Raw genomic sequence first — 17,671 nt, forward strand, 5'->3', positions numbered from 1 at the left:
GAAGCCTCTTTTCGGTTCGTATAAATGATATAAAAAAATGACCCTTTCATAAAAAGGATCATCTTTTGACGGGAGAATGTCAATTCTTTTCAGAGTCTTTTTTTCCTTTCTCAAATAAGCCGGCATACTTTCCGTAGCCATCCTTCTCAAGATCGCCCTTCGGAATAAAACGGAGCGCGGCTGAATTGATACAGTAGCGTAGACCGTTTGGACCCGGGCCGTCGGGAAACACGTGACCGAGATGCGAGTCAGCGGTCTTGCTTCTGACTTCCGTCCTGATCATGCCGTGGGACGTATCAAGGTTTTCCTCTATCTCACCTTCATCAATCGGCTTCGTAAAGCTCGGCCAGCCGCAGTGGGCATCAAATTTGTCGAGCGAGGAAAACAGCGGCTTCCCGGAAACGATATCAACATAGATTCCCTCTTCCCGGTGGTCCCAATATTCGTTTTGGAAAGGGGGTTCTGTCCCGTTGTTCTGCGTCACCTCGTACTGCATCCGATTGAGCTGTTTCAGCCGTTCTTCTTTATTATTGACGCCCATGTCCCAAGCCTCCCCAATGCTCTTTTAAAAATCCCTCTCGCCCGCTTCCAACACGGTACCTTTTATAGCGCTCAGGATGTTTTTTATAGTAATCCTGATGGTATTCCTCAGCAGGATAAAACGGGCCGGCTTCAAGAATCTCGGTTGCGATCGGATCTTTGAAGACGCCGCTTTCTTCTAGTTTTTTCTTTGATTCCAGAGCGAGCTTCCGCTGTCGGTCATGATGATAAAAAATCGCCGTCCGGTAGGATTCGCCGCGATCCGCAAACTGTCCCCCGCTGTCTGTGGGATCGATCTGCTGCCAATAAAGTTCAAGCAATTTTTCATATGGAAAGATATCGGGATCAAACGTGATCTGCACCGCTTCTCGATGTCCGGTCGTATCGCTGCAGACCTCTTCATATGTCGGGTTTTCTTTATGACCGCCCGTATAGCCTGAGACGACTTTCATAATGCCGGGCTGTTCGTCAAAAGGTTTGACCATGCACCAAAAACAGCCTCCCGCAAACGTAGCGAGTTCCCGTTTTTCAGCCATATGCGCTGCCTCCTTATCATAAAACGTGATGTGAACTATTATATCATAGCCTTTTGCTTTTCCATCTTCTTCTGCTCACGCTCATACATTATTCTAAAAAAACCCCAGGCATCCGACTTTCTCCTCTTGCAGAGAGATTTGTGACAATTATTTGTCTTTTCCATCACTCGCTTACTGCATAAACGGTCAATCCTCCCGCTGTTGCCGCTTTTGCCTTTGTCAATTGGCGGTCACATGAACTAAAAATCTGCTTAAACATTTACTTATCAGTCAAAAATTATGGTATCATAGTGATATCATGTTCATGAAAAGGAAAATTCATGCTGATTCGGTTATTCCTTTCTAAAGAAAGCGGAAATTTGCTAATTGTATGGAGGGGCGAAATTTGAAAGCTAGAGAACAAATGATGTACGATATGGAAGCCTTGCTTCGCACAGTATTTAAACAAATGCGCGATGAAATAAATGAGCTGCTCGAAAAAGAGATGTCTCGGAATGAATTTATGATCCTGCGCCTGCTGAGCGAGCAGGGGCCGAAAAAGGTGACGGAGTTCGCAACGATTTTGGGCGTTTCCGCCAGCCATATTACCGCGGTAACCGATGCATTGGTCGAAAAAGGATGGATCACGAGAGTCCGTTCAAAAGAAGACAGAAGGATCATCAAAATCCACCTGACAGATGCCGGCAAAGAAATTATCAGATATTTCGAAGAAAAGAAAACGGAATATTATTTTAAACGATTCAGCTGCTACACCGATGATGAGCTGAAAACGCTGATCGAACTGTTCAGCAAGCTTGACAAAAAAGGACAGCACTAAACCGGTGAACTTACATATATCTGCACGCTCATGAGCACATTAAGATCAAAAAGAGGTGCACACATATGGCAGCTCCCTACCTATGTCCAAACTGCAAAACGAACCGGACACGCTTCAATTTGATTGAACAGTCGCCGATCTCCGTCAAGCTTGACCCTTCAACAGGGGAAATTTTAGAAACGTATTCAACGGACGAACGCTCCCTTTTTCATCTTCCATACAACGGCCCCGTAATGAAAGTACAGTGCGGCGTCTGCGGGTTAATCGAAGATGAAAAAACGTTTATCAAGCTCGCCGAATATGATAAACGCTGAAAACGAACGACTTATAAAGCACACCCCTCTAAGAAGAAGGTGTGCTTTTTTCTTTCCCGAAAAGTACGAGATGCTTCCATTTTCCATAGCGGTAATACAGAAACGCGGTCAGGCTGCTTAACATAAAGCTCGTGCCGATGCCGTTTTCGCCGGTCCATTCAGAAAACATATATGAAAACGGGAAACGCAATACCCAAAAGGAGACCGCGTTCAGCACCAAAATCTGAAACATCGCGCCAGAAGCCCTTACCACACCGTTTAACACAAAATTAATACCGATAAACGGATAAAAGAAGGCAATCGTTTTCAAATATTGTTCTCCAAAGCCGGCCGCCTCAGGCTCTGAAATGAACAGCTTCACCGCATGGTATCCGGCGAAGAAAACGGCGGCGCTGATCGACAGCATGAACATGACCACGTAAAAAACGCCATAGTTTGCGATTTTCTTCGTTCGCTCCATGTCCCCGCCTCCGATCGTCTGACCGGCCATACTGTTGACGGCCGTTCCGATGGCCATCGCCGGCAGGATGAGAAGGCTGTCAATTCTCTGGACGGCTCCAAATCCGGAAACAACGCTTTCTCCAAATGAGTTGACAACGCTCATAATCGCCATCGAACCGCCTGAAATCACGACCATTTGCAAGCCGGCGGGAATCCCGAGCTTTAAAATAACAGAAGTCTCTTCAAGCGAAGGCAGCTTTGGAAGCGTAAAAGGCACGAGCCCTTTTTTCACCGTATGGACGATGCCGTAAATAAACGCGATCCCCTGGGAAAGAACGGTGGCGTAAGCCGCTCCTGAAATCCCCAAATCAAACCCCGATATAAACAGCGGATCCAAAAAGAGATTTAACATAACAGCAATCAGCACAAACTTGAGCGGTGTTTGACTGTCGCCGACAGCCCTCAATACGGTGCTGATAAAATTGTAGCCGACAAAAATATAATTCCGATAAAATGAATTCTTAAATAGCCGGATGCTAAATCCATCATTTGATTCGGCGTTTGCAGAAGGGAAAGCAAAGGATTTGTAAACATATAGCCGATTATGCCGAGCAAAAGGCTCATCACCGTCATGATCACAATAAATGCATTGACGTACGATGCAAGTCCCTCTTTGTCGCCCTTCCCTTTTTGCTGGGATAAAATCGTAAGCGCAGCATTATTGATCCCCAATACAAACGACAGGACCGTAAAGAAAACCGTTCCGGAGACAGCCGTCGCTCCAAGCGCTTTGGCGCCGAGCAAATTTCCGACCCACAAGCTGTCGATGAACTGGAAGGAAATCTGCAAAAGGTTGGCGAGAATAATGGGCCCGGAGAAAAAAATCAGCTGTGTCAAAACATTTCCGTATGTAAAATCCGTATTCATTTCCTTCTCCTTTTTTGCTTTGTCCCCGGCTGTGGCAGATGCCGGGAAAACCTCATATCATGAAAGAAAAACTAGAAAGGGGCGTGTGCAGATGGACAGCACAATATATGACGGCCGGCGGACTGAGTCGGTCTTTTATGCTCCGTATACAGAGAAGCAGGCGCTCGCTGCTTTTCGGGCCGGCAACGCCCAGGCGATGCTCAGGCTGCTTCACGCCGCTCCCGGCACGGACGATATCAACGTGCTCGTCAACGGATTTCCGCTGTTTCAAAACGCACCTTATAGAGAACTGTCCTCTTATGTGCCGATTATCGCCGGCATCTGCCGAATCGACGTTTTAAAGGCAGGGGCACTGCGCCCTCTGCTTCTTACCGTATATTATGACATCATGCCGGCTACCCATTATACAATCGCCATTACCGGCACCCTGTCAAAGCCGTTTCCTTTCGCGATGTCAGACCGGGTATCTATTCAAGATAGCAAACGCAGTATGAGGTTCGTTCATCTCTCCCCCGACGCCCCGGCTCTTGATCTTGCCGTCAGAAAGGGGCCCGTTCTTTTTGCAAACGTGTCCTTTGCAAACGCAAGCCACTATATCGCATGTCCCTTTGAAAAAACCGACTTGGAAATACGTGCAGCAGGAACAGAAACCGTCTTGCTGAATGTTCCGAAGGCCGAGCTTTCAAACGGCCAGCCGGTCACCTTCTATTGCCTCGGGTTTGTCAATGGATATCCGTCTCTTGAAATGAAAAAACATACTGACGGTGCCGATTGAAAAAAAGAGACGTGATGTCTCTTTTTTTACCGGTCCGTTTTTTTTCGTTTTTTCACATCAAGCGTAAATACCATAATGCTCAAAAATAAGGCGCAATAGCCGATGTTTAAATACATTTTGTCCATATCATCGTCGAAAAAGCTGAGGGCTGCGAGCGCCGCAAAATACAGTCCAAATAATGACGCCAATAAGCTGAAATATTTATTGATACGCTCCATACGGTCACCTCTACTATTCAAAAAGAAAATTCTTCCTTACCTATTAATATTTTATATTGTCCTGTATTTTAAACGTTTCGTCAACTTTCGGTTATGATGCCGGCTGATAATAGACAAATTCGATTTGGTCTTTTTTCAAATCGATGGTTTTCGCTTTTACGTACATTCCGTTTTTAAGCGGCATTTCCGATAAGCGGATTTGAATTTCTTTCGCATGTGCGCGGACATGGACAAAATCCGGGAGATCATAAAACTGATCCATGTAGTTTAAAACAAACGATATCGGGATGTTCAGCCTTCCTAAAGAAAATTTTGTTACATGAAGAACGACATCCCCGCTTTTTTCGACTGACGGCCGGAAGGACACCGCGCAATCGACCGTCGATGAAAAGGCGCGGATGGCGCCGATGACGTGAACTTCATCATCGATCTCAACCTTGTAGTCAAGGTCTGACGATGTTTCTTTTTGCAAATACGAATTGATGAATGCCGACAATGATTCCTTCGTGGCGGTCACATTCAGTTCATACTCGCTCGCTGGAGGCCCGGCCTGTTCCCTTTCGCCGCCGGGAAGGATCAGGAGATTCAAAACGCCGGCCAAAATGATGATATTCACTGCTAATAACGTTAAAAATAAACTTTTCCATTTCTTCATGTTTTTCACCTTATTCTTGCGGAAAGTCTTCTTTTGTCATTTGATCGTAAACACGCTCTGCTATTAGTGAATACCCGTAATGATTGGGATGAAACTCATCATCTGCAATCTTTTTTTCATCGCTGTATTCTTCAAAGATGTCAGCGATATCGGCCATTTTTGCATTGGGGATGTTTTTGAGCTCCCCCTTCGCTCCTTCATTCCATTCGCCGACAACCTGACCGACTTCCCTCAGTTCTGAAAGCGTAAATGTAAACGGGTTGTACATGCCGACATAAACGATCTCCGCACTGCCGTTTTGCTCTCTGATGTCCGTTAAAATGTCCCCAAGCCTTTCTTCAAATGCCTTTTGCCCGACTCTAAACGGCTGAAGCGTCAAATGTGCAAAGTTTTGGCGGACCACCTTCATCAGATCGTTCCCGCCGATTGTCAGCAAGATATAGTCGGCGTCCCTCAGCCCCTCCTGCACCTGTCGTTCTTCCAGCTTTTTCTTCAGCTGATCAGTCCGGTAGCCTTTCACCGCATAATTTTTGACCGTAACCGATTTTACATCGCTGCGGCTCTTCAGTTTTTCGGCCACCATTCCGACATAACCTTTTCCTTCCTGGTCGCCAACTCCCTTTGTCAGAGAGTCTCCTACTGCGGCGATGACGATGTTCCGCTTAGGAGTAACCGCCGTTTTTTCGGCTCCCGCATTGCCAATTGTACATGCTGAGAGCAGACAGACAAGAACGATCATGACTGGAAAAAACCGTTTGCTCAAATAGCGATGCCCCTTCCTTCTTTATCACCTAAAAGAAAGTGTAACACGTTTTGTTTCTTTTGAAAATCGCACGGCAAAAAGCCCGTTTTCCGGCGGGGAAAAACAGGCTTTAGCATACTATGTTCAGCGTTTTTCAAGAGTTTTAATATCTGCGATGATATCTTCATACGGCGTATCTTTAACACCGTCATAATCTTTGACGACTTTCCCTTCCTGGTCGATTAAATAAAATGAGGTTTGATGAATGACCTGATCATCGTCTTCCGGCTTTTTGACGATTGCCTTAAAGCTTTTCAGCGCAAACTTTTCGATGTCAGCCTGCGAGTATCCAGTCAAAAAATCCCAATTGTCCAAAGACAGCGGATAGTTCGCCGCGAATTTTTTCAGCTTTTCCGGCGTATCGTTTTCGGGATCGACGCTGAACGAGACGATCCGGGCTTGTACGTTTTCTTCTTTCATTTGCTTTTGCAGTTCTGTCATGTGCGCGGTCATCGGCGGACAAACGGTCTCACAGTTCGTAAAAATAAAGTCCGCGACCCACACTTTTCCTTTTAAGCTGTCGAGCGATACCGTTTTATGATCTTGATTTTGAAAAGAAAAAGACTGTACATCATAATTCAGCGGGTCTTCAATTTTACTGGTGCCACAGGCGGATAACAAAGCGATGACAATACCGGCAAACAGTGCGCCGAAAACGTTTTTCAATCCTTCCCCATCCCCTTTGTCAGTCGGTATAAAAGGTGAAACCGATCGCTCCTTTTCCTGTATGAACCGATATGATCGGTGTGGTGCATAAAATGTCGATGTCCATCCCCGGAACATGCTCAAGCAATGAAGCTTTCAGTCTATGCGCCAGCTCCAGCGCATCTGCATGGGCGATGCCGATCGCCTGAACGGTTTTTCCTTTTACGGCCGAAAGGAATTGGCCTGTTAAATATTTAATGAGCTGAGCGCTGCTGCGGACGTTTTTTTCAGGCGTGTAAATCCCGTCTTCAAGCCTCGCGATCGGCTTTACTTTCAGCAAGGAACCGATCAGCGCTTTCCCTCTGCCTGTGCGCCCCCCTTTGATCAAATTTTCAAGAGTGTCGATCGTCACATACAGAGAAGTGCGGTGTCTGAGCCGTTCAAGGTCCTCCGCTATGGCTGCAGCCGTCAATCCCTGCCCGGCAAGGACCGCTGCCCTCACTACCTGAAAACCTAAGCCTTTTGAAATATACATCGAGTCGATTACCGTAATCGATGCGTCAACCATTTTTGAAGCGCATACAGCCGTCTGATACGTTCCGCTTAGTTCACTTGAAAGGTGAATGCTGATCACTTCGCTCCCGTCTTCGGTCAGTTTTTCGTATAAGTCGATAAAAGCCCCCAAAGGCGGCTGGGAGCTTTTCGGAAGCTCAGCTGCTTTTCCCATCTTCTCAATAAATTCATCAGATTGTATATCAAGCTGATCCCTGTAAATCTTTCCGTCAATTGCTATGGAAAGCGGCAGTACGGAAATACCGTATTTGCGAAGCGTTTCCCTGCTCAGATCCGCAGTCGAATCCGTTACGATCTTAATGTTTGCCAATCCTTTTCACATCCTGTCGATTCCATGTGGCGCAAAAACCGCATGAAAAATTCTTTGCCGGCCATTGGCTTAGGCTGGCAAAGAATGTTTGCATGCTATGCATTATGTTTTAGTTCTTCCTGCTGATAAATCGCGAGGTAATCCCGCCATTTTAATGCCCGTTTTAAATATTCCCTGAAGGAGTAGACGCTTTTTGTCCGCCTCGAATCATACAGCTCTTTTAAATACGCTTCAAGCCTCAGCTTCGCCATAAAAAAGTGCGGGTCGTCCTCCTTTAACAATGGTATTTCCGTCACCTTCACCTGCTGTCCATCCGATCGTTTGAACTCTAGGCTTTTGAGTAACAAGGTATCAATCCTCTTTTATTGGATATTTTCTTTATTATATTATACATAATACCGGGAAGCTTTGTCCGGAAATGATGCGATGTATTCAAAAAAATGTCTTAAATCAGCAGGTTGAAGAGCCCTTCATCCTTGTTGACTTCAACGTAGCGGAATCCTTTTCGGTTCATTCTGTCGATGAGCGGTTCATAATCTTCGCGCTGTTTCAGCTCGATGCCGACGAGAGCCGGCCCGCTGCTTTTGTTGTTTTTCTTTGTATATTCAAACCGTGTAATGTCGTCGTTCGGCCCGAGTACTTCGTCCAAAAATTCGCGCAGCGCCCCGGCCCGCTGCGGAAAATTGACGATAAAATAATGCTGGAGGCCCTCGTACATCATCGACCTGTCCTTGATTTCCTGCATTCTGCCGATATCGTTATTTCCGCCGCTGACAATGCAGACGACATTTTTCCCTCTGATTTCATCCTTGTAAAGATCTAAAGCGGCAATCGGCAAAGCCCCGGCCGGTTCCGCGACAATCGCGCATTGGTTATACAAGTCGAGAATGGATGTGCAGACCTTGCCTTCCGGAACGAGCAAAATGTCATCGACGACGGCTTCGAGCGTTTTAAAGGTTTGGTCGCCGATTTTTTGTACGGCGGCTCCGTCTACGAATTTGTCGATTTTGGCGAGCATGACAACTTCGCCTTTTTTATTGGACTCAAACAGAGCAGGCGCTCCTTTCGGCTCGACCGCGATCAGCTTCGTCTCAGGGGACACATTTTTCATATAGGTTCCCACCCCTGAAAGAAGGCCACCTCCTCCGACGCTGGCAAACAAATAATGCGGCTCTGCTTCAATATCATTTAAGATTTCAACGGCAACCGTTCCCTGTCCGGCCATCACGTCAAGGTCGTCAAACGGATGGATGAATGCGCGTCCTTCTTCTTCACAGCATGATACAGCGCTTTGATAAGCATCATCGAACGTATCACCGGTCAGAATAATTTCGACATAATCTTTTCCAAAGAGCTCAACCTGGGATATTTTTTGTCTCGGCGTTGTAGACGGCATAAAAATTTTCCCGTGGATGCCGAGGTGCTTGCACGAAAATGCAACGCCCTGGGCATGGTTGCCGGCGCTTGCGCAGACGACGCCGTTTTTCGTCGTTTCTTTTGACAGCTGCTTCATTTTGTTATATGCGCCTCTCAGTTTGAATGAGCGGACAACCTGCAAATCCTCTCTTTTTAAATAAACGTTGCAATCGTACCTCTCAGACAGCCTCTCGTTTTTTTGAAGAGGGGTATGAATGACAACATCTTTTACGTTTTGGTGTGCTTTTAAAATGTCTTTGACTTGGATGAGAGAGTCTTCTTTAAGCAACGGTTTCATTTATAGGATCCTTTCTTTATAAAGCTTTATTTAATACGCCATTATATCATGAATATTCAAAATTTAAAGAGCAATTCTATTTTATTTGCAGACTTTTTTAACGATTCACCGCTTTATCCATATATACGACTGCAAGAACCGTTTCATTCAAAAAGATTGTTTTTGCAAAAAAAGCTTTATTTGTTTCAATTGGGTGTTATAATAGAACCAATTGAAACCAAAAGGAGTTTAACAATGATCCAATACACTTGTCCTTCGATCACTTTCGCTGACTTGATCGGTGAAGACGATTCTTTTGTACAGACAAAAAACAGAGCCAAACGATTTGCCGAATCCGTTCACCCGGTCTACATATCAGGGGAAACAGGGACGGGAAAAGGGCTGTTTGCAAAAGCCATCCACTATGAATCACCTTTTGCCGGCGGTCCGTTTCTGCAAGTGAACTGCAGCGCAGCATGTGAAGAAGAATTGGAAGACAAACTTTTTCACGATTCCGGGCTGGATCCCGGAACCCTGTTTCTCGATGAGGTGTGGGGCCTCTCTTTATCCCTTCAGGGAAAGCTTTTGGCCGCCATTGAACAAGGGACCGGCCCGAGGATTATTTCATCCTCGAGCGTCCCGCTCAGAGAACGCGTTGAAAACGATGAGTTCCGCATGGATCTGTATTACAGACTAAACGTGCTGGACCTGCCGCTGCCTCCTCTTCGTGAGCGTAAAAGCGACATTCCCCTTCTCGTTCATCATTTCCTGAAGAGCGGAGACCATGACATCTATGTCGAACCTGTCGTTTGGAAGGCTTTGGAGCAATACGAGTTTCAAGGAAACGTAAGAGAGCTGAAAAATATGGCCGATTATATGAAAACCGTCTCAGACCAAACAACCGTTCAGCTTTATGACATTCCGCCCGCCTTGCGGGAGCAGGTTGATAAGAAGAAAACAAAAGACAAAAAAAACGCGCCGGCATCCTTGACGATGATGGAAAAAGAGGAATTTGCGTTTTTGCTCGAAACGATCAAACAACTGAATGAAAAAGGAGAGCCTGCAAGCAGGAGAATCCTTTCAGAAAAAAGCAAAAACGGAAAGTCTGAGCTTACTCCGCAGCAGGTCCGCAATAGACTCGACTACCTCGAAAAACGGGAATACGTCACAAAAGGCCGCGGAAGAGCCGGAACGAAAATAACGCTTGAGGGGCTGCGTTTTTTAAGCTCATTAAAAAATCATATCATTCAGGATTAGAAAGGGTGTATGTTGATGTACACAATTAAAGAAGAAATCGCCAATGCCGTAACACACGGACTCGGCGTCCTGCTGTCCATCCCTGCGATCGTATTTTTGGTGATTTTCGCGGTGCGCTACGGCAATCCGCTTGATGTCGTCAGCTTTTCGATTTTCGGAGCCTCCATGCTGTTTCTGTATCTAAGTTCAACCCTCTTGCACAGCATACAGCATCCGAAAACGAAAGATATATTGGAAATTATCGACCACTCAGCCATTTATGTATTGATCGCGGGCACTTACACACCGTTGGTTCTCGGCCCTCTAAAAGGCCCTCTCGGCTATACGATGCTTGCGGTCGTCTGGAGCCTTGCCGTATGCGGGATCGTTTTTAAAATCTTTTTCGTCAAGCGCTTTATCGTCGTAAGCACCTTGATGTATCTTTTGATGGGCTGGATGGCGATCATTGCGATCAAACCGCTTTATGAGGCATTAACCGGCAAAGGCTTTGCGCTCCTCCTTTTAGGAGGAATCCTGTACTCCGTCGGAACGATCTTTTATTTATGGCAGAAAATTCCTTACCACCATGCCATTTGGCATACGTTTGTCCTCGGGGGAAGCGCGTCTATGTTTTTCTGCGTGCTCTTCTACGTTGCAAATGTACCTTTTGTATAACATAAAAAAACACCGGGCTTATAATGTGCCCGGTGTTTTTGCGCTTCCTAAGCGTTATGCCCGAAGCTGCTTTTTTTCAGAAATAGCGTAAGCCTGATGAATCGTCAGATCGATATCCGCAGGTCTCAGCCGTTTAAAAAACGACCCTTTTTGCATGTCCCCGACACCTGCCGTCTCAACCGGTACAACAAGGATGCCGAGCCTGCCTGCCAAAGCTTCATAATCAATCCCGTCATCCTCGGAAAGGATGAAGCTTTGACCTTTGCGAACGATGTCTTCTATTTTTTCAGCGGCTTCGTTTGGGTCTCCGGTTTTTTTAATAGCGGCCATTTTGTTCAGCCATTGCCCGATAAGCGGGTATCGAAATGCACGAGGTTCCGCGAAAAAAGAAGGCGTTTTATCCAGGTGGCCGAGCAGAATAGCCAGATCTGCAAGCGTAAGCTTCGGATGAACATACAGCACAGGACCTGCCGGAGTCTTGCCGGACTGGTGAATGGAGACGGTTGATCCAGTTAACCCGACACACCCGCGCATGAAAGATTTCGGCTTGTCATACACAGCCCGCATCTGATTGGCATAAGAAATCCGCGGATCGAGCGTCTGAAGCTCATACAGCAATCTGATGTGCTTTAACAGCATATAGGTTACATAGATCGCCAAAAAACAAGAGCGAAACACCAAATTCCCTCCTCTCTATCCTTTTCTCTGATAAACGAGGAATTCGTAGTTATAAGGGTTTTCTTCATCTTTTACACCCTTTTGTCTCGAAACGATTTCCCACTCGTCTTCGCTGAATTCCGGGAAATAACGGTCTCCCTCAAACGCTTCATCAATTTTCGTCATATACAGCTTATCGGCATAAGGAAGCAGTTCTGTATACAGCGTTGAACCGCCGATCACAAAACATTCTTCTCCGCTTTCTTTGGCAAAACGCACAGCTTCGTCTGCCGAATGCAGCATTTCGCAGCCCGGCAGATCGAGCTCCCCATTTGTTGTCACGACAACGTTTCTTCGGTTCGGGAGCGGCTTTCCGATCGATTCAAACGTTTTTCTTCCCATGATGACGGTATGTCCGCTTGTTACGTCTTTAAAATATTTTAAGTCCCGCGGCAGATGCCAAGGTAGATCATTGTCTTTACCGATCAGACGGTTCCGGTCCATCGCAAAAATAAATGAAATCATGCGTATGACAGCCTCCTTTATGAATAATTCAGGTTTCTTTACGGATGATCAAGATTGCTATGTATAGCGGTTTTGGCGTAAAGAGGCATCTCTTTCCGGGGTTTAGCATCGTAGCAGGCGGCTGATGAAGCTTGTATTCCCCGTCCTTTCCGTTCCTAAACATATGACGGTATACATCTGATTTCGTTTCACTTTTTTCATCCTTTTGTAGTGTATCTTGTTTGGCCTTTGGCAACAAGACATTTTTCAGAAAAGGTGAACAAAATAAATAAACCGCCTTTCGGCGGTTTATCGACTCCCGTGCACGCTCGGATGTCCGGCTTTCTCTTCCTGCTCTTCGTCCTGGAGCTTTTGATGAGTGTGGGCGATCCGGCTTGCCGCCGCAGCCGCCAGCGCAGCCACGATATCGTCAAGAAATGTGTGGACCTCACCGTCCGGACAATCATCCAGCTCTTTAATGATCCCGAATTTTTCTTTGTCCAGATATCCAAAGTTGGTAAGTCCGATCGATCCGTAAACATTGACGATTGACAGAGGAATGATTTCGTCTATTCCGAAAAGCGGTTCATCCGTTTCCACTAAATATTGAAGCGGTTCTGGCAAAAGCTTCTTTTCCGCAAGCTGATCAAGCGCTATACCCGTTAAAACGGCATGGATGATTTCCCGTTTATTCAAAACCTTTTCGACATTTTCAATACAAACGCTCAAAGGCAGGTCAGGATGGTATTTTTCCTGCAGTTTTTGAACGATGAGCGCGATGTCTTCAATGGTGACGCCGCGTTCATTCAGCATGTTTTTTGTAAGGTGCACCATTTCATTCATCGTATATTTTTTCATCTGTCATGCATCTCCTTTAATGACTCATCCAATTTGGCGGCGTATTGCGGTCCCAGTAAATGCTTCCGAGGTCATGGTGTTTTTGAAAGCCGTCCTCTGCGCTGTGATAATGAAAATTAAACCAGTAGCCTTGCTGGGGCGGCTGATCCCTTCTGACGTGAAACCTTAAAACATCCTCCCCTGTTTTGCGGTTATACACGTGAAAGATTTTTTCCGATTTTCCCGGTGTCGGCTTTTTTGAAATCACAAGATCCTGGTATGCCTCATCGTCTTTCAGCGTCATCAGATGGCTGACGATCACTTCTTCGATCTTTGGAAGGACTTCTTCTCTGTACTCATCTTCAATCTTTTGCGATATCTTGTCCCCGAACTTCGCAAAAGATTGATCTTCGGCATCATTCAGCAGCCCAGTCATATAGGAGTCAAACGGAGGCTTTTGTTCCTGCTCCCCGTCAGACAGGGAACCTTCCCTGTTTTCATATACGGCCGTATATCCCGTCTGCTGCTTGATGTTCTGATGCTCTGACGGCTTGTCCGCCATCAGAGCGGCAGGAGGTGATACAAGGCCGAACGTCGCAATTGTAAATAAGGCTACAAGAGCTTTTCTCATCCACATCTTCATCGCCGATTAGTTCCCTTCTGACCACATTCGTTTTCTCTTATTCTATCATATGTTGAATTTTCAGTCAGCTAAAACGGTTATCCCGAAAGACCGTTTACCCGTACAATTTCTCCTTCCGCGAGCTTCAAAAACTCATCCGGCGTCAGGCTGAAGCAGGGCCTTCGATTGTCCAGATCTCCCCATATTAAAGGAGGTTTTCACCTGAAACACACAAGCCAAACGGCCGCTACACCTCCGGTTGGCCTGCGTGTTTCTCGACTGCTCCTGCGTCTTTTCGGCCTTTTCCCGGCGGATTTCTCTTTTTAGCTTTATCAATCCGGTTTGTCCGCTTCCAATCACAAGCACTGCTTTATCGGCTTCCGTCCCGTATCCGACCGTGCTTCATCTCATTTAAAAACCCCAGTTCTAACAATTGCGCTGTACTTTTTCGATAACCTTCCCGTTGATTCATTTCACCTGAAGCAAGCGATCGACCACGATATGATTGATTGCATGAATGTAAGCTAAAGCGCTCGCTTTCATAATATCGGTATCCGTTGCTTTGGCTGAGTAAGTTTCCCCTTTATATTCAGCTTGAATGCTGACTTTCCCCAAGGCATCTTTTCCCCTTGATACGCTCGTGATCTTGTATTCAATCAATTTAATATCGAAATCCGCGATTTCTGTGATAGCGGCGTACAATGCCTCGATCGGGCCTGAACCGACAGCGCTCGATTGGAAGATTTGCTCATTCTGTTTTATTTTCACACTGGCAGACGGAAAATGAAAATTGCTGATGACCTGCAAATCGATAAGCTCATAAAAATGCCTGCTGTGCCCTGTTTTGTCTTGATCATGGGAATGATGTTTTGCGAAATAGTTCTCTGCGATGACATATAAATCGTGTTGGTAGACTTCTTTTTTTGTATCGGCCAGTTTGAGAAACGCTTCAAATATTTCTTCAAATTGCTGATCGGTTAACTGATGCAACCCCATTTTCCCGAGCGCGTTTTTCACCGCGTGGCGGCCGGAGCGGGCTGTTAATACGAGTTCCATATCATCGAGGCCGACCTCAACCGGGTTCATAATTTCATATGCATCCCTGGATTTCAGCAAACCGTCCTGGTGGATGCCTGACGAGTGAGCGAAAGCATTTTCCCCGGTTATGGCTTTATTCACTTGTACATCAAGCCCCATCAAGCTGCTGACAAGCCTGGATGTATTCATAATTTCTTTTGTGTTGATATTCGTGAACGCCTGATACAATGTCCGACGTATGTTCACCGCCATCACAACTTCTTCCAAAGCAGCGTTTCCGGCCCGTTCGCCAATTCCATTGATCGTGCACTCCACTTTATCTGCACCGTTTTTAATGGCAGCTAACGTATTGGCAGTTGCCATGCCAAGATCATTGTGGCAATGGACGCTGAGAAGCACCCGGTCATTTACGTTTTTCAAGCGGTCGTTTATTTTGAAAATCAATTCGCCAAACTCTTCCGGATCTGCATAGCCGACCGTATCAGGGATATTGATCATCGTTGCTCCCGCCTTTACAACAGCCTCAATTGTCGACCATAAATATTCAAAGTCGGAGCGTGAAGCGTCTTCTGTCGAGTACTGCACATCCGGCATAAGCGTTTTGGCGTATTTTACTGCATCTACACCGATATTCATGATTTCGCTTTTTGATTTTCCGAATTTCTTTTCAATATGAATGTCAGAAGTGCCCAGCACGATGTGGATCAACGGATGTTCGGCGTATTTCACACTGTGATAAACCGCATCTATATCAGCTTTTACTGCCCTCGCCAGCCCTGTGATGATCACATCGTCAGCCTTCCCTACCTTTTTCGCGATTTCTTTCACAGCATTGAAATCGCCGGCCGATGATGAAGGAAAACCTGCTTCGATGATATCGACCCGGAGCTTTTTTAATTGATTGGCAACTTCCAGCTTTTCATAAAGGTTGAGCTTCGCACCAGGAACCTGCTCTCCGTCTCTAAGCGTTGTATCGAACACCCAAATTTTTCTTGTCATCTCAAAACCACTCCTTTGTCATATTGGTGTATAAAAAAAGCCCCGTCTCTATTTATAGAGACGAGGCTTTGCTCGCGGTACCACTCTAATTGATTAATCAATCCGTCATTAATCCACTCTGTTTCGGCGGCTATCACCGCCTATCTGTATAACGGCAGAATTCCGGCTCCCCCTACTTAGCCAATCGGTGTTCAGGGTGCAGCTCTTGGATGAGTTCAAAGGAAATAAGTGCCGATTCTCACCACCCATCAGCTCTCTGAAAGCTTATTGTCCTTCTACTATTTCCAATCTTCGCTTGTTATGATTGAATTTATATGCAATCATAAGCCAGCACATCTGCATTGTCAACATTAAAATCAGAATGTTTTATCAATTCTGTCGTTTAATAAGAGAAAAAGCACCTTTTCTTTTATCAATAAAACGTTTACAATCAAAGAAGAACATTCCAAAATTGGGAGTGATCCTTAATGGTTGAAGGACTTTTCATTACAGCTTCGCTTATTACCCTCGCTTATTTTATCGTCATGGAAATCGCGGACTAACAAACCCAAGGGCTTTTACCCTTGGGTTTGTTCAAGTTCCAAAACGCCGTAATGAAAAAGCGCGGTTTTCCGCCTTTTTACGTCAAAGCCGCAAGCCTCAAAACGCGGGCTCTTCCAATGGTCTTTTAGGACAACTCTTTTTCTGGCAACGCGAAGAGCCTCCTCTACACATCCCGAAAGATTAAAATCGGCGTGTGCCAGCTTCCTTAAGGGAGCAATGCCGTCAGATGCCGCTATACCTTCATCGAACATGGGATCAAAGTAAACGACATCTGCTGAATCATCAGCGAGCCGGCGAAGGTATTCCAGGTTGTCGCCCGATGTAACGCGGATTCTTTTCATCGCCTGATTCAAAACGGAAAGGTCGGTCTCCCATGTCTGAAGTCCGCTCTCTACAAGAAATGCAAGAAGCGGGCTTTTTTCCACTCCGAAAACCGTACCTTCTTTCCCGACGGCCAAGCTTGCGATGATCGCGTCAGAAGCAAGGCCGAGCGTGCAATCGATCACCTTGTCACCGGGCGTAAGTTGAGCGGCTTCGACAAACGGATCCGTCTCCCCTTTCAAAAGCCGCTTGGCGCGAAACATGGCCGAGTTTGGATGGAAGAAAAACTTTTCACCGTCTGAGTGATAAAGCTCAAAGCGCTCTTTTCCAACCACAAGGACGTCATCCTGCTCCGTTTCCCTGATTTGATAGATCGGCCGTTTTCTCCGCTCGGAAAATCGGGCATTGAGCGTTCCGCTGATTTTTTTTGCCGTTAATATCGTGTCTTCTGCCGGTCTGTAGCTTGTCGTAACAATCATCTTTTTCTCCGTAAAAAATGCCCTTGAAAAAAGGGCATTCTAGCAATGTTTTTCAAAAGCATCTGTAATGTTTTTCATAATCTCTGTCATCTCGCGGCCTTCGATTTCTTCACGCGGAATAAAGTGAACGACCTCTTTTCCTTTTAAAAGCGCCATGGAAGGGGAAGAAGGCTCAAACCCTTTAAAATACTCCCTCATTTTTGCAGTTGCTTCACGATCCTGACCGGCAAACACGGTTACGGTCTGATCGGGCCCGCGGTCGCTTCCGGAAACGGCTTGAACGGCTGCTGGTCTTGCCAGTCCGGCGGCGCATCCGCAAACCGAATTGACGACGACAAACGTTGTGCCCTCGGCAGCTTCCATGAAATTCTCGACTTCCTCTTCGTTCGTTAACTCTTTAAAGCCGGCCTGCACCAGTTCCTGACGCATCGGAGCAACGAGCTGGCGCATGTATTCTTCGTATGCTGTTGACATATAAAAGCCCCCTCTATTTACCTTACACTACTGATGTAAA

Annotated in this window: 21 protein-coding genes, 1 pseudogene and 1 other annotated feature; of the genes and pseudogenes, 5 read left to right on the forward strand and 17 right to left on the reverse strand. The window is 46.1% G+C overall.

Going from position 1 to position 17,671, the window contains the following annotated elements; translation table 11 throughout:
* Window positions 1-79 precede the first annotated feature (79 nt).
* Window positions 80-541, reverse strand: a complete 462-nt coding sequence (gene msrB / locus V7126_RS05955) for a peptide-methionine (R)-S-oxide reductase MsrB (RefSeq protein WP_046129594.1) — start codon at window positions 539-541, stop codon at window positions 80-82.
* Entirely contained in the window at window positions 528-1,076 is a 549-nt protein-coding gene (msrA, locus tag V7126_RS05960) for a peptide-methionine (S)-S-oxide reductase MsrA (RefSeq protein ID WP_046129595.1), read from the reverse strand. Before msrA ends, msrB begins: the two co-directional genes overlap by 14 nt.
* Before the next feature lie 385 nt (window positions 1,077-1,461).
* Between msrA and V7126_RS05965 the strand changes: the two genes are divergently transcribed.
* Window positions 1,462-1,893 (forward strand): MarR family transcriptional regulator, encoded by a 432-nt coding sequence (locus tag V7126_RS05965; protein WP_046129596.1) that lies wholly within the window; start codon window positions 1,462-1,464, stop codon window positions 1,891-1,893.
* Between the two features lie 65 nt (window positions 1,894-1,958).
* Window positions 1,959-2,207, forward strand: coding sequence for a hypothetical protein (locus V7126_RS05970; RefSeq protein ID WP_046129597.1), 249 nt, complete (start codon window positions 1,959-1,961; stop codon window positions 2,205-2,207).
* 28 nt (window positions 2,208-2,235) lie between these two features.
* On the opposite strand, the pseudogene V7126_RS05975 reads toward V7126_RS05970, so the two are convergent.
* A pseudogene (locus V7126_RS05975) lies at window positions 2,236-3,575 on the reverse strand (MATE family efflux transporter).
* 91 nt (window positions 3,576-3,666) lie between these two features.
* On the opposite strand from V7126_RS05975, the gene V7126_RS05980 reads away from it, so the two are divergent.
* Window positions 3,667-4,350, forward strand: a complete 684-nt coding sequence (locus tag V7126_RS05980; RefSeq protein ID WP_175075048.1) for a DUF4397 domain-containing protein — start codon at window positions 3,667-3,669, stop codon at window positions 4,348-4,350.
* 26 nt (window positions 4,351-4,376) lie between these two features.
* Here V7126_RS05980 and ypmT read toward each other — a convergent pair whose 3' ends face one another.
* From ypmT to ilvA, 7 genes are all read right to left on the reverse strand, one after another.
* Complete coding sequence (gene ypmT / locus V7126_RS05985; RefSeq protein WP_046129599.1) at window positions 4,377-4,568, reverse strand: protein YpmT; 192 nt, start codon at window positions 4,566-4,568, stop codon at window positions 4,377-4,379.
* Window positions 4,569-4,659: 91 nt separating this feature from the next.
* A complete protein-coding gene (locus V7126_RS05990) occupies window positions 4,660-5,223 on the reverse strand; it encodes a YpmS family protein (protein WP_175075047.1) in 564 nt (187 codons plus the stop codon).
* A gap of 10 nt (window positions 5,224-5,233) precedes the next feature.
* On the reverse strand, window positions 5,234-5,986 hold the full coding sequence (locus V7126_RS05995; RefSeq protein WP_065894557.1) for an SGNH/GDSL hydrolase family protein: 753 nt from the start codon (window positions 5,984-5,986) through the stop codon (window positions 5,234-5,236).
* Window positions 5,987-6,109: 123 nt separating this feature from the next.
* Window positions 6,110-6,691 carry an SCO family protein gene (locus V7126_RS06000; RefSeq protein WP_236809474.1) on the reverse strand — a complete coding sequence of 194 codons (582 nt, stop codon included), beginning with the start codon at window positions 6,689-6,691 and terminating at the stop codon, window positions 6,110-6,112.
* Window positions 6,692-6,710: 19 nt separating this feature from the next.
* Window positions 6,711-7,553 (reverse strand): DegV family protein, encoded by an 843-nt coding sequence (locus V7126_RS06005; RefSeq protein WP_335497240.1) that lies wholly within the window; start codon window positions 7,551-7,553, stop codon window positions 6,711-6,713.
* Window positions 7,554-7,648: 95 nt separating this feature from the next.
* Window positions 7,649-7,900 (reverse strand): YpmP family protein, encoded by a 252-nt coding sequence (locus V7126_RS06010; protein WP_046129604.1) that lies wholly within the window; start codon window positions 7,898-7,900, stop codon window positions 7,649-7,651.
* Between the two features lie 98 nt (window positions 7,901-7,998).
* Window positions 7,999-9,267, reverse strand: a complete 1,269-nt coding sequence (gene ilvA / locus V7126_RS06015) for a threonine ammonia-lyase IlvA (RefSeq protein ID WP_175075046.1) — start codon at window positions 9,265-9,267, stop codon at window positions 7,999-8,001.
* Window positions 9,268-9,501: 234 nt separating this feature from the next.
* On the opposite strand from ilvA, the gene V7126_RS06020 reads away from it, so the two are divergent.
* Both V7126_RS06020 and trhA read left to right on the forward strand, forming a co-directional pair.
* Window positions 9,502-10,503, forward strand: coding sequence for a sigma 54-interacting transcriptional regulator (locus V7126_RS06020; RefSeq protein ID WP_046129606.1), 1,002 nt, complete (start codon window positions 9,502-9,504; stop codon window positions 10,501-10,503).
* 15 nt (window positions 10,504-10,518) lie between these two features.
* Window positions 10,519-11,157: a PAQR family membrane homeostasis protein TrhA gene (gene trhA, locus V7126_RS06025; RefSeq protein WP_335497244.1), complete on the forward strand. Its 639-nt coding sequence runs from the start codon at window positions 10,519-10,521 to the stop codon at window positions 11,155-11,157.
* A gap of 54 nt (window positions 11,158-11,211) precedes the next feature.
* Here the strand turns inward: trhA and V7126_RS06030 are convergent, their stop codons facing one another.
* The 7 genes from V7126_RS06030 to V7126_RS06060 form a co-directional block, all read right to left on the reverse strand.
* The gene (locus V7126_RS06030) at window positions 11,212-11,835 is read right to left on the reverse strand and encodes a hypothetical protein (RefSeq protein ID WP_046129608.1); all 624 of its coding nucleotides are present in this window, start codon (window positions 11,833-11,835) and stop codon (window positions 11,212-11,214) included.
* Window positions 11,836-11,850: 15 nt separating this feature from the next.
* Window positions 11,851-12,339 (reverse strand): dihydrofolate reductase, encoded by a 489-nt coding sequence (locus tag V7126_RS06035; RefSeq protein WP_046129609.1) that lies wholly within the window; start codon window positions 12,337-12,339, stop codon window positions 11,851-11,853.
* 288 nt (window positions 12,340-12,627) lie between these two features.
* Window positions 12,628-13,176, reverse strand: coding sequence for a phosphatidylglycerophosphatase A family protein (locus V7126_RS06040; RefSeq protein ID WP_046129610.1), 549 nt, complete (start codon window positions 13,174-13,176; stop codon window positions 12,628-12,630).
* A gap of 16 nt (window positions 13,177-13,192) precedes the next feature.
* A complete protein-coding gene (locus V7126_RS06045; protein ID WP_046129611.1) occupies window positions 13,193-13,798 on the reverse strand; it encodes a YpjP family protein in 606 nt (201 codons plus the stop codon).
* 447 nt (window positions 13,799-14,245) lie between these two features.
* The gene (locus V7126_RS06050; RefSeq protein WP_046129613.1) at window positions 14,246-15,814 is read right to left on the reverse strand and encodes a 2-isopropylmalate synthase; all 1,569 of its coding nucleotides are present in this window, start codon (window positions 15,812-15,814) and stop codon (window positions 14,246-14,248) included.
* Window positions 15,815-15,867: 53 nt separating this feature from the next.
* Window positions 15,868-16,115 (reverse strand) — a binding site (T-box leader).
* A gap of 256 nt (window positions 16,116-16,371) precedes the next feature.
* On the reverse strand, window positions 16,372-17,154 hold the full coding sequence (locus V7126_RS06055) for a class I SAM-dependent methyltransferase (RefSeq protein ID WP_309245898.1): 783 nt from the start codon (window positions 17,152-17,154) through the stop codon (window positions 16,372-16,374).
* A gap of 42 nt (window positions 17,155-17,196) precedes the next feature.
* Complete coding sequence (locus tag V7126_RS06060; RefSeq protein WP_046129615.1) at window positions 17,197-17,631, reverse strand: BrxA/BrxB family bacilliredoxin; 435 nt, start codon at window positions 17,629-17,631, stop codon at window positions 17,197-17,199.
* Window positions 17,632-17,671 lie beyond the last annotated feature (40 nt).

Source organism: Bacillus sp. JJ675 (assembly GCF_036963165.1).
Taxonomy (GTDB): Bacteria; Bacillota; Bacilli; order Bacillales; family Bacillaceae; genus Bacillus; species Bacillus glycinifermentans.